The organism is Saccharopolyspora sp. SCSIO 74807 (assembly GCF_037023755.1).
In the GTDB taxonomy this organism is placed as follows: Bacteria; Actinomycetota; Actinomycetes; order Mycobacteriales; family Pseudonocardiaceae; genus Saccharopolyspora_C; species Saccharopolyspora_C galaxeae.
This window is the reverse complement of record NZ_CP146100.1, coordinates 5,575,196-5,590,462: the sequence shown is the minus strand read 5'-3', so window position 1 is coordinate 5,590,462 and position 15,267 is coordinate 5,575,196. Positions and strand designations below refer to the sequence as shown.

15 protein-coding genes are annotated in these 15,267 nt (G+C 69.6%); 11 read left to right on the top strand and 4 right to left on the bottom strand.

What is annotated here, in order from left to right; translation table 11 throughout:
* Positions 1–22: 22 nt before the first annotated feature.
* Together V1457_RS25675 and V1457_RS25670 are read right to left on the bottom strand one after the other, a co-directional pair.
* On the bottom strand, positions 23–613 hold the full coding sequence (locus tag V1457_RS25675) for a TetR family transcriptional regulator C-terminal domain-containing protein (protein WP_338597416.1): 591 nt from the start codon (positions 611–613) through the stop codon (positions 23–25).
* Between the two features lie 550 nt (positions 614–1,163).
* Positions 1,164–1,343, bottom strand: a complete 180-nt coding sequence (locus V1457_RS25670; protein WP_295143590.1) for a hypothetical protein — start codon at positions 1,341–1,343, stop codon at positions 1,164–1,166.
* Positions 1,344–1,494: 151 nt separating this feature from the next.
* Here V1457_RS25670 and V1457_RS25665 point away from each other — a divergent pair, with 151 nt between their 5' ends.
* The 6 genes from V1457_RS25665 to V1457_RS25640 all read left to right on the top strand — a co-directional run bounded on the left by V1457_RS25665 (position 1,495) and on the right by V1457_RS25640 (position 7,917).
* The gene (locus V1457_RS25665) at positions 1,495–2,388 is read left to right on the top strand and encodes a helix-turn-helix transcriptional regulator (RefSeq protein ID WP_338597414.1); all 894 of its coding nucleotides are present in this window, start codon (positions 1,495–1,497) and stop codon (positions 2,386–2,388) included.
* Positions 2,385–2,564, top strand: a complete 180-nt coding sequence (locus tag V1457_RS25660) for a DUF397 domain-containing protein (RefSeq protein ID WP_338597412.1) — start codon at positions 2,385–2,387, stop codon at positions 2,562–2,564. Before V1457_RS25665 ends, V1457_RS25660 begins: the two co-directional genes overlap by 4 nt.
* A 108-nt stretch (positions 2,565–2,672) precedes the next feature.
* A complete protein-coding gene (locus tag V1457_RS25655) occupies positions 2,673–3,068 on the top strand; it encodes an Imm1 family immunity protein (RefSeq protein WP_338597411.1) in 396 nt (131 codons plus the stop codon).
* Between the two features lie 173 nt (positions 3,069–3,241).
* Positions 3,242–3,433, top strand: a complete 192-nt coding sequence (locus tag V1457_RS25650; protein ID WP_338597409.1) for a hypothetical protein — start codon at positions 3,242–3,244, stop codon at positions 3,431–3,433.
* Positions 3,434–3,554: 121 nt separating this feature from the next.
* Complete coding sequence (gene lysX, locus V1457_RS25645) at positions 3,555–6,884, top strand: bifunctional lysylphosphatidylglycerol synthetase/lysine--tRNA ligase LysX (RefSeq protein ID WP_338597407.1); 3,330 nt, start codon at positions 3,555–3,557, stop codon at positions 6,882–6,884.
* A 298-nt stretch (positions 6,885–7,182) separates the two neighbouring features.
* Entirely contained in the window at positions 7,183–7,917 is a 735-nt protein-coding gene (locus tag V1457_RS25640; protein WP_338597405.1) for a hypothetical protein, read from the top strand.
* A 47-nt stretch (positions 7,918–7,964) separates the two neighbouring features.
* Here the strand turns inward: V1457_RS25640 and V1457_RS25635 are convergent, their stop codons facing one another.
* Both V1457_RS25635 and V1457_RS25630 read right to left on the bottom strand, forming a co-directional pair.
* Positions 7,965–8,807 carry a MaoC family dehydratase N-terminal domain-containing protein gene (locus tag V1457_RS25635; protein ID WP_338597403.1) on the bottom strand — a complete coding sequence of 281 codons (843 nt, stop codon included), beginning with the start codon at positions 8,805–8,807 and terminating at the stop codon, positions 7,965–7,967.
* Positions 8,800–10,155 (bottom strand): MFS transporter, encoded by a 1,356-nt coding sequence (locus tag V1457_RS25630; RefSeq protein WP_338597401.1) that lies wholly within the window; start codon positions 10,153–10,155, stop codon positions 8,800–8,802. The genes V1457_RS25635 and V1457_RS25630 overlap by 8 nt, the downstream gene beginning before the upstream one ends.
* Before the next feature lie 382 nt (positions 10,156–10,537).
* Between V1457_RS25630 and V1457_RS25625 the strand changes: the two genes are divergently transcribed.
* From V1457_RS25625 to cutA, 5 genes are all read left to right on the top strand, one after another.
* Positions 10,538–11,734 (top strand): MmgE/PrpD family protein, encoded by a 1,197-nt coding sequence (locus tag V1457_RS25625; RefSeq protein ID WP_338597400.1) that lies wholly within the window; start codon positions 10,538–10,540, stop codon positions 11,732–11,734.
* Positions 11,734–12,903 (top strand): CaiB/BaiF CoA transferase family protein, encoded by a 1,170-nt coding sequence (locus tag V1457_RS25620; protein ID WP_407074727.1) that lies wholly within the window; start codon positions 11,734–11,736, stop codon positions 12,901–12,903. Before V1457_RS25625 ends, V1457_RS25620 begins: the two co-directional genes overlap by 1 nt.
* 13 nt (positions 12,904–12,916) lie before the next feature.
* Positions 12,917–14,083, top strand: a complete 1,167-nt coding sequence (locus tag V1457_RS25615; RefSeq protein ID WP_407074726.1) for an acyl-CoA dehydrogenase family protein — start codon at positions 12,917–12,919, stop codon at positions 14,081–14,083.
* Between the two features lie 73 nt (positions 14,084–14,156).
* Complete coding sequence (locus tag V1457_RS25610) at positions 14,157–14,897, top strand: GntR family transcriptional regulator (RefSeq protein WP_338597399.1); 741 nt, start codon at positions 14,157–14,159, stop codon at positions 14,895–14,897.
* 22 nt (positions 14,898–14,919) lie between these two features.
* The gene (cutA, locus tag V1457_RS25605) at positions 14,920–15,237 is read left to right on the top strand and encodes a divalent-cation tolerance protein CutA (RefSeq protein WP_338597398.1); all 318 of its coding nucleotides are present in this window, start codon (positions 14,920–14,922) and stop codon (positions 15,235–15,237) included.
* Positions 15,238–15,267: the final 30 nt, after the last annotated feature.

The window sequence follows — 15,267 nt, the reverse complement described above, 5'->3', positions numbered from 1 at the left end:
ATTACTCCCCAGTTGTAGGTGTTCAGCGAGCGGCGCCGAACAGGTAGTGCTCCAGCAACTCGACGGCCTGCTGCCGGGTGAGCAGCGCCGGAGCGGTCAGCAGCTCGAAGGTCAGCCCGTCCACGAAGGCGTTGAGCCCGGCCGCCGCGTGTTCGTAGTCGGCATCGGGCGTGAGCTGGCCGAGTTCTCCCAAACCCCGCACGACGTGCCGCAGGAACTCGCGCACCTCGGCGGCTTGCTCCGCCACGACGGCCGCGAGGACCGGGTCGAACCGGGCGCGATGCACGAACTCCAGCCAAATGCTCAGCTCCCGGGCGGTGTCGTCGCGCAGCGGCATCAGTTCGCCGAGCATCGCGAGCACCCGTTGCCGCACGTCCGGCTCCTCGGCCGCCTGGCGCACCCGCTCGCTGACCCGGTCCGAGAGCGAGCGCAGCGCGAACTCGTGCAGTTCGGCCTGAGTGCCGAAGAAGTGCCGGACCGATCCGGTGGCCAGCCCCGATTCGGCCGCCACCTTCCGCACCGATGCCTCTTCCAGCCCACCGCGGTCCAACGTCCGCCACACCGCGTCGACGATGACCCGCCGCCGCGCCTCCTGATCGATCGTGCGCACCACCGCACCAAACTAACACACCTGTGTTAGCAACAGTGGCGCGTCCAACTTCGCCACAGTCGCGCGGGTCCTGTCCGAGTGAACGGACTGTTGGTCCCAATAGATTGGTCAAACGGTCCGTTCGCTCGGAGCTGGCGCTCGCTACGGAGCGGGGTTGGGTGGAGTGAACGGACTGTTGGTCCCAATAGATTGGTCAAACGGTCCGTTCGCTCAAGGTCGGGGGCGGGGCGGCGCCGGTGGGGGAGGGGAGCCGGCGCCGCCCCGGTTCAGGCGGCCGTCCTGGGAGGGGTGGTCGGCCACCGGATCTCGCCCGGTTGGGCCGGGCGTTCGGGGGAGTGTGGTTTCCGCGCCATGTCGGGGGATTCTTCAGCGGCGCGGACGCAGGCTCGGCATCGGAACCCGGTGGCGGGCGGGTTCTCGGCCAGCCGCCGATGCACCGGTCCGGTGACGAAATGCCCGCATGCGCAAGGTGCTCGGAACGTCTCGAACCGCTCCGGGACGAGGTGCCATGCCGACTCCAGCACCGAAGTCATCCACGTCCATCCGCGCGAAGTCATCGGGAATCCGCGCCTTCGTGGAACTTCTCGCACCGCGTGGCGTCCTCCGGCCCGAGGTACACCTGCGAGCAGTGGAAGCAGGTTCGCAATTTCCGTTGCACGAGCGTCCATTCGGCCATGACGTCTTCGGTGGCGCGGCGGTCCGCGAGCTGTTCCGGCGCCTGGTATCGCTGCAATTCCTGATCACCCGCTCGGTCGTTTTTCCTTGCTGTGGCGCGATAGTCACGTGGTAGAAGTGAGCGACGTGGTCGCTGCCGTTTCCCCGGCAGCAGTGATCTTCTTGGAAGCCCGAGGCCCGCAACAACGATGTTGCCGTGCGCGCAGCAGGTGAACATCGATGTCGAGCGGTCGCCGACGAACAGCGAGGAGCAACACTTGGCCGCGACCCCCAAAGCCCGCGCGCTCGGCCTGGCGGTGCGCAAGGAGCGCAACGACCGCAGCACGAGCCTGCGTGACCTGGCCGGCCGGATCGGCCGCCACTCCGGCGAAATCTCCCGCTGGGAGAACGGAGAACGCCCGCTGACGCCCGAACGCACCGCGCAGATCCTCAGCGCCCTCGGCGTCAGCGGCGATCGTTTCGACGAGATCATGTCCCTGGCGTACGAGGCGAAGAACCCGCCGTGGGTGGCGACGACACTGCCGGAGCGGGAGCGGCAGCTATCGGCTCTGATCGACTTCGAACAGCTGGCGAGCCGGATCATCGCGGTGTCGCCATTGCTGGTTCCTGGGCTCTTGCAGGTTCCGAGCTACGTCCGGGCGATCATGACAAGCGGTGTGAGCGTTCCGTTGAACGAGGTGTCGGCGAGAGTGGCGCTGCGGCTCGGCCGTCAAGAAGTCGTGACCCGCACTGACCCGGTGAACTTGGTGGTTTACCTCGGTGAAGCCGTCCTGCACCAGACCGTCGGTGACTCGACGGTCATGGGAGAGCAACTGCGGCACCTGGTTTCGATGCAACAGCGCCCTAACGTCGCCTTGCGACTGATCCCGTACCGGAGCGGTTGGAATCCTGCCTTGGACGGCGCCTTCACGCTGATCGAGTCTGGGTCCGCAGCTCCCATCGTTCAGATGGAGAACCGCCGGTCGACCTTGCTCGTGCATGAGGATGCGGACATCGAGGTTTACCGGCAGGCGGCTGATCAGCTAGACAAGTTGTCGTTTGCCCCCGAAAAGTCCACCCGGACGATCGCGGAGATGGCGCAGCGATGGGAGACAACCCGATGAGCAACTGCCAACGGTGGAGGAAATCCAGCCGCAGCCAGCAAGGCTCGGACTGCGTCGAGCTGTCCGACGACCTGCGCTACCTGCGCGACTCGAAGGACCCGGACGGCGCCACCTTGCGAGTCGACGTCGGAGCCTTCGTGGCCGCGGTGAAGCGCGGCCGCTTCGACCGGAAGTAGTCGGCTCGCTGGCGAGCCGGCATCCGGGCGTCAGAGCGTGCTTCGCTGTCATACCTTGCTGACACCCTGTCGCCGACGGAACACCGTCGGCGGCAGGGGGCAACGGTCATGAGCAGCGCGGTTGTCGCCGAACTTCTCGAAGAAGGCGGCGTGGAAGTTTCGGCGATCGATGACCGGGCCGCGATCGTCGAGGCGTTGCAGCGGGCCAACCGGGACCAGCCGAAGCAGGCCTGGACCTTCTTCGTGAACATCAGCGAGCGGCGCGCGCCGAAGTTGTCGGTCGGGCTCGACGGCGACCGCGGTGTGCTGACGTACTGGGACGGCCGCACTTCGTACCGTCCTGCCAACGGCTCCAACACCGAGCCGGTGGACTACTGGCGCGGCGGTCACCACGCTCAACTCGCCGAGTACAAGGAGATCTCGGCCGACCAGGTGCTGAGCGCCCTCGATGAGTTCCTGGCCAGCCGACGTCAGCCGACTTGTGTCGAATGGGTCGCTGATTGACCGACCGATTGAACAGGTTCGGAAGCGACCGTATCGGTGTGCGGTACTCGCTGGGCATGGACCAGCTCTCGTAGTTGCGTTGCAGCTGATCCCCTACCGCAGCAGGTGCCGTAGCGGGCGCGTCGGCCCGGCGGCTGACGGTGTTCCGTAGGCGATTTGCCAGCAGTCTGCTGTTGCCAACGCGCCCATCCGGGGCGGGCGCAACCACGAGCAGCGCGCCGGTGGCGACCGCGGCGCTGGCGCCGTTCGTAGCATTCGAGCTCCTGCGCGCGTTGCACACGCACTCGATAGCCCTGGTCGTGCCTGACGCGCTGATCATCGTGCTCGTGCTGCGCGAGTCCTTCACCCTGCGCGCTCAGCGGTGATCGGCGGAGTGAGCGGCGGGGCAGGTCATCGGACCGCCCGCGGATGGTGATATCCATGCGCGGCGGAAATGCCGCCGCCGTTCGCCGTGCGGGCCGATGGTGGTGCGCCAGGGAGGTTCTGATGGTTCGGGAGGCGGTCGCGCCGGCGGCCGATCCGCGGGATGCGGACGCGGTGCGCAGCAGCTCCGGATGGCACGCCCGGGTACCGCGGGCGGCGGCGGGTGCGCTGCTGCTGATCGCGCTGCTCAGCGTTGCCTCCGCGGTGGGGCTGGCGGTCACCGGCGGCATCCAGCCGGTCCGCCGGATCGTGGACGACTTCGTGTTCCCCGCACCGCCCAACCTCGCGTACGCCGCTTTCCTCGTGGTGCTCGCCGCGGCGCTGGAACGGCGCAAGCACGTCGCCTACCGCCTCCTGCTGCTCATCCTGGTGCTGCAAACGCTGGCCGATGCGCTCGTGGTCTTCCTGTGGAGCACCGATCAGGAATTGCTGGCCGAAGAAGTCGGCCGATATCGGGCGCCGGAGTGGGGCGGGTGGGTCTTCGCGGTCAACCTCGCAGTCAGCGTGGCCGTGTTCGCGGCGCTGCTGCTGGCGCGCGACGAGTTCTACGGCCGGACCAAGCGCGGCGGTGTGCGCCAGGGCCTATCGGTGTTCGCCCTGCTCGTCACCACGTCGGTCGGCCTGGGATTCGTGCTGGCGTGGCTGGCGCCCGGATCGCTGGAGAACCCGTGGGAGTGGTTGACCTGGACCGCTGAGCGGGTGCTGGGCGGGGCGGTGACCTTCGACATCGCCCGGGACGGGCACGCTCCCGCCTGGGTGAACCTGCTGCTCGGGCTGTTCGGCGCCGCCGCGCTGTTCACGGCGCTGTTGCTGATGCTGCGGGCCCAGCGGGTCGCCTCGGCGCTGAGCGAGGACGACGAGCGGCGGATCCGGACGCTGCTGGCGGAAAGCGGCGAACGCGACTCCCTCGGCTACTTCGCCACCCGCCGCGACAAGGCCGCGTTGTTCTCGCCCAGCGGCAAGGCCGCCATCACCTACCGGGAAGTCGCCGGGGTCTGCCTGGCCAGCGGTGACCCGCTGGGCGAACCGGAAGCGTGGCGCCCGGCCATCGACCGCTGGCTGGCGATGTGCCGCGAATACACCTGGGTACCGGCCGTGCTCGGCGTCAGCGAAGCGGGCGCCGCCGCCTACGCCCGCGCCGGGCTCAAGATCCTCCAGCTCGGCGACGAGGCGATCCTGCACACCGCGGAATTCAACCTCGACGGGCGGGACATGCGACCGGTGCGCCAGGCGGTCAACCGGGTGCGCCGCGCCGGGTACACCGCACGCATCCGCAGGCACTCCGACGTGCCGCAGCGGGAAATGGCCGAGGCGATGCGGCTCGCCCGCGAATGGCGGCACACCGACACCGAACGCGGCTTCTCGATGGCGCTCGGCCGCCTCGGCGACCCGGCCGACGGGGAATGCGTGCTGGTGGAAGCGCTGGACGCGGACCAGCGCCCGGTCGGCTTGTTGTCGCTGACCCCGTGGGGACGGCACGGGCTGTCGCTGGACCTGATGCGCCGCGAAGGCGGTTCGGACAACGGCGTCGTGGAGTTGATGGTCTGTTCGCTGATGCAGCAGGCGTGGTGGTTCGCCGTGGAGCGGGTGTCGCTGAACTTCGCGGTGTTCCGCTCGGCGTTCGACGAAGGCGCCCGGCTCGGCGCGGGACCGGTGTTGCAGGCTTGGCGCGGCCTGCTGCTGTTCTTCTCCCGCTGGTGGCAGCTCGAATCGCTGTACCGCGCGAACGTCAAGTACCAGCCGCGCTGGTCGCCTCGGTTCGTCGGCTTCTGCGAACGCCGCGAGCTGGCGCGGATCGGAGTCGCGTCGGTGATCGCGGAAGGTTTCCTGTCCGTGCCGGGTGCCGCACCCGTCGCCGCGCCCGAGGAGCCGTCCGGCGAGCATCGCCGCGTTCCGGCGCTTTCCGAACCGCGCCCGGATTCCGGGGACGTTCCGGAACAATCCCGGATGCGGCTGGACAAGGCCGACGACCTGCGCGCCCGGGGAATCGACCCGTACCCGGCCGGGATCACCCGAGCGGAATCCTGCCGCAGCCTGCTGGACCGCCACGGTGGCCTGGCCGCCGACAGCACCACCGGCGACCGGACTTCGTTGGCAGGGCGCGTGATGCTGCTGCGCGACCACGGCGGGGTGTGCTTCGCGAGCCTGCGCGACTTCTCCGGCGACGTGCAGGTGATGCTCACGGCCTCGGGCAGCGGCGACGCCTTGCGGACCTGGCGCGAGCAGGTGGACATCGGCGACCAGGTGTCGGTGACCGGTGACGTCGTGGCCTCCGCGCACGGCGAAGTGTCCCTGCTGGCAACGGAATGGACGATGGCCGGGAAGTGCCTGCACCCGCTGCCGAGCAAGCACCGGGGGCTCACCGACCAGGACGCCCGGGTTCGGCAGCGCTACCTCGACCTGGTCATGCGGCCGCAAGCGCGAGAAGCACTGCACGCGCGCAGCGCCACGCTGCACGCGGTGCGAGGCGCGCTCATCGGCGATGGCTTCCTCGAAGTGGAGACGCCGGTGCTGCAACCCGTGCACGGCGGCGCGAACGCGCGGCCGTTCAGCACCCGCAGCAATGCCTACGACATGCCGCTGTACCTGCGGATCGCGCCGGAGCTCTACCTCAAACGGCTCTGCGTCGGCGGCGTGGACAAACTCTTCGAGATCGGCCGCGTGTTCCGCAACGAAGGGGTTTCCTACCGGCACAATCCCGAATTCACGGTGCTGGAAGCTTATGCGGCGTTCGCCGACTACGGGACCGTGCGGGAGCTGTGCCGCCGGCTGGTGCAGGCCGCCGCGGAGGCGGTCAACGGTGCCCAGATCGCCCGCCGCGACGGGGATGTGGACCTCAGCGGGGAATGGCCCGTCATCACCGTCAACGAGGCGATCTCGAAGGCGCTCGGCGAAGAGATCACCATCGGCACACCGCTGGAGGATCTGCACCGGGCTTGTGCGGCGGCCGGTGTTCCCCACGACCCCGAATGGGACCGCGGAACCGTTGTGCACGAGGTTTACGAGCGGCTGGTGGAGCCCAGCACGCAGGAACCCACCTTCTACACGGATTTCCCCGCGGAGGTCGCGCCGCTGGCGCGCCCGCACCGCGCGGATCCGCGGCTGGCCGAGCGGTGGGACCTCGTCGCGTTCGGCGTCGAGCTGGGAACCGGGTATTCGGAGCTGACCGATCCCGTCGAGCAGCGCCGCAGGCTCACCGAGCAGTCCCGGCTCGCCGCGGGCGGGGACGCGGAGGCGATGGAGCTGGACGAGGACTTCCTGACCGCGCTGGAATACGCCATGCCGCCCACCGGTGGACTCGGACTCGGCATCGACCGGTTGATCATGCTGCTGACCGGGCGTTCCATCCGGGACACGCTGGCGTTCCCGCTGGCCAAACCTGTCGGGAGCTGAGCGCAGGCGGACGGGACCGCCGGTGGCCGCCCGTTCGCTTCCGCGTGCGACGCCGCGCCGAGGACGTTCGGCTCCGCCGGTTCGTCCGGTCGACTCGACCGTCCGTCCATTGAGGACTCGGCGGCGCGGTGGCGCGTTTTCTCCCTTAGCCCGGGATGGCTCCCGCTCAAGGCGCCGCAACGGGTACGAGCCGTGGAAGGGCCGACAAGGGATTCCCCGGTGCTCGTTGCGCTCAGCAGCGCTCGTGCGGCCGAAGCGGGCATGATGCGCGAAATCGATCGAACGAGGAGCCGCGGGGATGGACACACCCGGATTCCCCTCCGGAACGCTGGACGAAGACGGGTACCCGATCTGGTTGTCCGAAATGGCCGAAGAGGAGCCGAACGCGATTCTGCACCTGGTGCGGGACATGAGCCCGGACGAGGTCCTGCGGGTGTTGGAAGCCGATCCTTCCGCGGCGGTGCCGTGCACGTTGCCCGCGGAACGGCCGGAGGGCGTTTCGATGGCCAAGGCCGCTTTCGGCTCGGACTCCCGGGCGATGAGCGTGCTGCTGGCAGGCCGGATCGGCGGCTGGACGTTCGTGTACGACGACGCCGGGGCGACCGTCGCGATCGGCGGGCTGCCGATCCTCCGGCGCATCCTCGGAGCGGCCGCCCCCACGGAGGTGCCGGAGTCGGCCCCCGAAGGCGGCTGGGACGCCACCAGCGATCCCGCCGAGGTGCTCTCGGCCGCAGGCGGTCCGGCGATCACGCTGCACGAGTGCATCAACGGCTTGACCAGCCTCACCTACGCGGTGAACGGGCGGGCGGTGTTCCGCACCAATTCGGACGAAGTGGACGGACCGTTCGAGGACAAGCTGCCCGCAGAAGTCCGAGCGGCCGACGATGCCGCCGGAACCATCGCGGAACTCGCCTTCGAGCCCGGTGAACGCGACCCGAGCGCGGTCGCCCGCTTCGCCTGCGCCCTGGCGGGTGCGAGCTGGACCATGGCCGACCTGCGCGCCGCGCCGCTGCGGGTGGTCGAACTCCACTGAAGCCGCGCGACGGGTGCCGGATAGGACAGGCTGCTCCGCCGCCCCGGTCAGGCGAGCTGGACGTGGGCTTGGGCGTGCACGGTGTCGTGGCCGGTGAGCACGGTGAGATCGGCTGCGGTGCCCTCGGGTCGTCCGGTGACCAGCACCGGATCACCGGCGAACACGGGACGTTTCAGCCGGTAGTCCACTGAGGACACGCCACGCCCGGTGCGGCGCCGAGCCATCTCGGTCATCAGCAGCACCAGCAGCGGCCCGTGCACGACCAGCCCGGGATACGACTCGACCTCCCGCGCGTAAGGCGCGTCGTAGTGGATGCGGTGCGAATTCGCCGTCAGCGCGCTGAAGCGGAACAACCGGACGGGGTCACCGGTGAACGGTTCCTGCCAAGGGGCATCTGACTCGGCGGGCGAAACGTGGTGCTCCTGCGGGCTTTTCCCGCCGCTCTCGCCGGAGCGGTAGACGTAGTCCTGCTCCTCGACCAGCCGCAGCGCACCGTCCTGCCGGTACTCGTTGCGCACGGTCACGAACGCCATCTCACCGGAGCGTCCCTGCTTCACCGCGACGTTGTCCAAAGAGGACGTTCGTTGCGCGGGGCGACCGAGCACCAGGGGAGTCGACAGGGTGAGCCGCCCGCCCGCGAACATCCTCCTGCGGTCCGGAATCGGCGGCAGGAAGTGCCCTTCGAGCGGATGCCCGTCCGGGCCGAGCTCGCCGTGCCGCGCCCACTCCAGGAAGTAGATCCAGTGCCACAGCGCGGGAAGCTCGGACTCGTCGCCGAACTCGTCCGGCGTCTCCAGCACGGCCGCGAGCGCCCGCGCGGGTTCCGGCGGCATCGGATCCGATTCCGTCAGCGCCTCCGGGGGCCAGCCCGCCAAGTGTTCCTCAAGCACCGATGCTCCTCTCGTCCGGCGCCATCCTGCCCTCGTGCAGCTGTTCCAGCGACGTGCGCTTGGTCTCGACGCCGAACAGCGCCAGCGTCGCCGTCGCCACCAGCCAGCAACCCGAGATGAACACGAAAACCGCCGCATAGCCCAGCGACGGCGTCGTGTAGATCGTGGCGATCACCAGCGGTGCCACCACGTTCCCGATCCGGCCGAGCCCGTTGCCGAGCCCGGCACCGGCCGTGCGCAGGTGGGTGGGAAACACCTCGGGCGTGTAGGAGTACAGCACCGCGATGTAGGTCTGCGTCAACGCCGCGACCAGCACTCCGAACACCACGATCAGCGCGCTGTTGTCCGCGAGCCCGTAGCCCACGCCGAGCGCGGTCACGATCAGGCCGAGCACGGTCGCCATCTTCTTGCGCGAGAAGCGGTCGATGAACGGCCACGCCAGGAACGCGCCGGGCACGGCGCCGACCGTGGTCAACGCCGACATCGTGAGGCTCTTGGCGAAGTCCTGCCCGTGATCGGCCAGCAGCGTCGGGATCCACGACTGGAAACCGTAGAAGCCGACCAGCGCGAACAGCCACACCACCATCAGCGCGATCGTGTTGCGGCGCATCCCCGGGGCGAACAGGTCGGCCATCCTGGCTCGCGGTGGCTCTTCGGCGGGCTGTTGCTCGTTTCCGGTGTGCTCGGGCGCGAATCGGCGCACGATCGCCGCCGCCTCCTCGTAGCGGCCGCGGGTCAGCAGCCAGCGCGGCGATTCGGGCAGCCGCAGCAGCATCGGGATCAGCAGGAAACCCAAGGCGCCGAACAGGAACAGCAGTCGCCACGACTCGGGATGCGTGCCGGTCAGGCCGCGCGCGAGGAACGCGACGACCGGGATGCCGATCAGGCCGGTGCCCAGCGCGATCGACTGGAAGCGTCCGCGCTTCTCGGCGGGGGTGACCTCGGAGAGGTAGGTGATCGCCACGGTCGTCAGCGCGCCGAGCCCGATCCCGGTGGCGAACCGCGCCACCGCCATCAGCCCGACGCCGGTGACCAGCGCGTTCATCAGCGAACCCGCCGAGAACAGCACCACCGACCACAACATCCCGGCGCGGCGCCCGAGCAGGTCGGTGAGCCTGCCGCCGAGGATCGCGCCGACGGCCATTCCGGCGAACCCGACACCGGTCACCCACGCCACGTCGTGCACCGAGAAGTCGTGCGCGCGGCGGATCGCCGGGGCGGCGAACGCGAAGCTGTTCAGGTCGGCCAGATCGAAGAAGAACATCACGCTCACGGTCAGCAGCACCCGCCGGTGCAGCCTGCCGACGCGCGCACCGCTGAGCGCGGCGAGCAGGGGTGAACCGCTCATGGACACAGACCTCCATCAGGGAGCCCGCAAGAGGGGGAGAGCCGGGGCGGACGCCTCGGCGGAACGGCCGGATCGGATTTAGCCGTACAAAACGTTGCGTCAGTTTGTGATCGGGGTCGCCGGGTGTCAACCCATCGGGCCGGTTCGCCCGCTCCGGCGCCATCGACGTCGAGTGAACGGACTGTTGGCCCCAATAGATTGGTCAAACGGTCCGTTCGCTCCTGGAGTGGAGGGGTACGAGGGGTCCGCTCGCCGGGTCGCGGTGCGGCGTCGACCGCGCGGCATTGCACGGGCGGCGTTGACCTGGCGGCGCAATTGGCCGTACAAATGTGCTGTCGGGTTTCCCGGAGGCCGCCGCGGGTGGTCAGGATGGACGGCGAACATGACCAGCACCGCTGCAACCCTCGCCCGCTGGGCCGCGGAGTTCACCCCGGGCCCGGACGACCTCGAACTGGCGCGGCGTTCGCTGCTGGACACCGCCGCGGTCGCCCTCGCCGCCCGCGAGCATCCGCTGACCGGGATCGCGGCCGGCTTGCCGGACGCCGCGCGGTGGGCCGCGATCGGGCACGTGCTCGACTTCGACGACCTGCACATCGAGTCGACCACGCACATCAGCGTCGTCGTGGTCCCGGCCGTGCTGGCCGCGGGCGGGGGAGCGGACGCCTACCTCGCCGGGGCCGGAGTGATGGCGCGGCTCGGCGAACGGCTCGGGTGGCAGCACTACTCGGCCGGATGGCACGCGACCTGCACCGCCGGAGCGCCTGCCGCTGCGGTAGCGGCGGGCAGAGCGATGGGGTTGGACGCCGAGCGGTTGGCCACGGCGATGGCGCTGGCCGTTCCCGCGGCCGGTGGTGCGCAGAAAGCCTTTGGCACGCATGGGAAATCCCTGCAGGTCGGGTTCGCAGCGGAGGCCGGGGTCCGGGCGGCTGGGCTCGCCAGGGCGGGCGCGAGCGCGGACCCGGCTGCGCTGGACGACTGGCTCCGGCTGGTGGGCGGGCAACCCGGTGACCTCGCGTTGAACGGCCCGGCGGTGCCGGGTGGGCTGGCGATCAAGGTGTTCCCGTGCTGCTACGCGATGCAGCGCCCGATCGCCGCGCTGCGCGAGGTGCGCGGCGACATCCGGGGCGAAGTGCGGCGCGTGCGGGTTCGGACTCCGGAAGGGACCGTGCAGCCGCTGATCCACGACCGGCCGGGCACGGGGCTGCAAGGCAAATTCAGCATGCAGTACGCGGTGGCGACGGCGTTGCTCGACGACTACCCGGATTTCGCGTCGTTCAGCGACGAAGCGGTCGCGCGCCCGGAGGCGCAGAAGTTGTTGCGGCGCGTGGAAACCGCCTACCCGCCGGGTGCGGACGGGTTGCTGGCCGGCGCGGTCGACATCGAGGTCGAGCACGACGGCGAGCCGCTGCGCACCGAGCTGGTACACCCGCCGGGATCGCCGTCCCGGCCGCCGAATTCGGCTGAACTGGCGGAAAAGCTCAGCGCCTGCGGAGCCGCGGGCCTGCTCGACGGCGGGAACTGGAAGTCGGTGCGCGACCTGCTGGACCGGACGTTCCCGCGCCAAGGGGTGATCGACTGATGCGGCCGTTGGACGGCATCACCGTCGTGAGCATCGAGCAGGCGGTGGCCGCGCCGTTCGCCACCCGCCAGCTCGCCGACCTCGGCGCCCGCGTGATCAAGATCGAGCGGCCGGGGGACGGGGATTTCGCCCGCCGCTACGACGAATCCGTCGACGGGCAGGCCAGCTACTTCGTGTGGCTGAACCGGTCGAAGGAGTCGCTGGCGCTGGACCTCAAGGACCAGCGCGGACGCGCGGTGCTGGACGAACTGCTGGCCGGAGCGGACGTGTTCGTGCAGAACCTCGCTCCCGGCGCGGCCGCGCGGATGGGCCTGGACGCGGAAAGCCTGGACAACGGCAAGCTGATCGTCTGCGACGTCTCCGGGTTCGGCTCCAGCGGGTCCTGGTCGCAGCGCAAGGCCTACGACCTGCTGGTGCAGTGCCAGACCGGTCTGGTGTCGCTGACCGGCGGGGAGGAACCGGCGAAGGTCGGAGTGTCCATTGCGGACATTTCGGCGGGGATGTACGCGTACTCCGGGATTCTGAGCGCGCTGTACCTGCGGGCCACGACGGGCGAGGCCCGCTCGGTCGAGGTGTCGCTGTTCGACTCGCTCGCGGAGTGGGTGAGCCAGCCCGCGCACTTCACCCGGCACACCGGCACCCAGCCCCAGCGCGCCGGGGCCAGCCACCCGACGATCGCGCCGTACGGGCCGTTCACCGCGGCCGACGGCAAGCAGGTGCTGCTGGCGGTGCAGAACGATCGCGAGTGGGCGGCGCTGTGCGGGCGGTTTCTCGGTGACACGGGGTTGACCGGCGACGAACGGTTCGCGACGAACTCCGCGCGGGTCCGGCATCGCGATGAGCTCGACGGCATCATCGCGGACCGGTTCGCCTGCCTCGACTCCGAGGAAGCCGGCAAGCTGCTCGACGAGATCGGCATCGCCAACGCCGGGCTGAACTCGGTCGCGGAGTTCCTGCAGCACCCGGCGCTGACCGAACGCGGCCGCTGGCGCGACATCGGCATCCCCGGCTCGGTCGTGCCCGCGCTGCTGCCACCGGCCATCCTGTCCGGAGTGGAACCACGCATGGATCCCGTGCCGGACGTCGGTGACCACAGCGGCACGATCCTCGCCGAACTCGGCCGGAACCAAGAAGAGATCGGCGAACTCCGCGCGCAAGGCGTCATCTGAGAGGAAGCACCAAGTGAGCACTGTGGACATCCTGGACCGCGACGAGCAGCTGATCGTCGAAACCGTGCGCGAGTTCGTGGACAGGGACGTCAAGCCGGTCGTGCAAGAGCTGGAGCACGCCAACACCTATCCCGAGGCGCTCATCGAGCGGATGAAGGAACTGGGCATCTTCGGCCTCGCCATCCCGGAGGAGCACGGCGGCAACCCGGTGTCCACGCCGTGCTACGTGCTCATCACCGAGGAGCTGGCGCGCGGCTGGATGAGCCTGGCCGGTGCGATGGGCGGGCACACCGTGGTCTCCAAGCTGCTGCTGCACTTCGGCACCGAAGAGCAGAAAGCCAAGTACCTGCCGAAGATGGCCACCGGCGAGACCCGCGCGGCGATGGCGCTGACCGAGCCCGGCGGCGGTTCCGATCTTCAGGCCATGACCACCCATGCCCGCCGCGAAGGCGACGAGTACGTGGTCGACGGCGCCAAGACGTGGATCACGAACTCCCGGCGTTCCGGCCTGATCGCCTTGCTGTGCAAGACCGATCCGGCCGCTGAGCCCGCGCACAGGGGAATCTCCATCCTGCTGGCCGAGCACGGTCCCGGCCTGGAGGTTTCCCGCGACCTGCCGAAGCTCGGCTACAAGGGCGTGGAGAGCTGCGAACTGTCCTTCGTGGACTACCGCGCTCCGGCGGATGCGCTGCTCGGCGGGGTCGAAGGAAAAGGCTTCGGGCAGATGATGAAGGGCTTGGAAACCGGCCGCATCCAGGTCGCGTCGCGGGCGCTCGGCGTCGGCCGGGCCGCGCTCGAGGACGCGCTGCACTACGCGCAGGAACGGGAAAGCTTCGGCAAACCCATCTGGAAGCACCAGTCCATCGGCAACATGCTGGCCGACATGGCCACCAAACTCACCGCGGCGAGGCAGCTCACGCTGCACGCGGCCCGCGAGTCCGATGCGGACCGCCGGGTCGACATGGAAGCCGGGATGGCCAAGCTCTACGCCTCGGAGGCGGCGATGGAGATCGCCCTGAACGCGGTGCGGGTGCACGGCGGCTACGGCTACTCCACCGAGTTCGACGTGGAGCGCTACTTCCGCGACGCCCCGCTGATGATCGTCGGCGAAGGCACCAACGAGATCCAGCGCAACGTGATCGCCTCCCAACTGGTCTCCCGCGGCGGCCTGGACGCCTGAACGCTCGCCGTCCCGGACCCCGCCCGCCGGGCGTCGGCTACGGTCGGGACCTCAGCGGAAATGAGGTGCGGACGTGGGTGAGGCCAAGCAGAGCGCCTACGCGAAGCTCGCGCGAGAGCTTCGCGCGGCGATCCTGCGCCACGACTACCCGGACGGCGTGCGGCTGCCCACCGAGGCCGAGCTCGCCGAGAACCACCGGGTCAGCAGGCAGACCGTGCGCCGCGCCTTCCAGGACCTGGTCTCGGAAGGGATGGTGTACCGGGTTCCGGGGCGGGGCACCTTCGCCGCTCCGCGCGAAGAGCAGTACCTGCGCCAGTTCGGGTCGGTCGACGACCTCATGGGACTGTCGATCGACACCACGATGGAACTCGTCGCACCGCTGCGCAAAGAAGTCGCGCTGGACGCAGCTGGCAGGCTCCAGCTGCACACCGACCGGGTGCACACCCTCGCGTTCCTGCGGCTGCACGAGAACATCCCGTTCTGCCTGTCCACCGTCTACCTGCCGCCCGCGGTGGGCGGGCTGCTGGCGGACGTGCCGGAGCTGACCGAGGTGGGCGCGCGCAGCCGGTTCACCATCATCGGGCTGCTGGACGAGCGGATGAGCGATCCCATCGCGGAGGCCGAGCAGAGCATCACCGTCGGGCAGGCGTCCGCGGGCGCGGCGGAGCACCTCGGCTGCGAACCGGACCGCTCGCTGCTGCGCATCGACCGGATCTACCAGTCCACCGCAGGCCAGCCGGTGGAGCTGGCGGTGAGCTACTTCCTGCCGGAGCACTACTCGTACCGGGTGCGGTTGCGTCGCACGCTGCGCTGAACCGGGCGTTACCCTGGCGCCCATGGCTGATCACGTGCAGGTCGTGACGACGACGGACTCCGAGCAGGCCGCTGCCGAGCTGGCCCGCAGCATCGTGGACGCCCGCGTGGGGGCGTGCGTGCAGGTCGCGCAGATCCGCAGCTTCTACCGCTGGGACGACGCGGTGCAGGACGACCCGGAGTGGCAGCTGCAGGTCAAGACCTCCGCGGAACGGCTGGAGGCGCTGATCGAGCACATCCGGGCGAACCACTCCTACGACGTGCCGGAGGTCATCGCCACCCCGATCATCGGCGGCAACCGCGCCTACCTGACCTGGGTGGAGTCGGAAACCATGCAGTGAGCCGGAAATCGGCGAGGTCCTGCGGGCGCC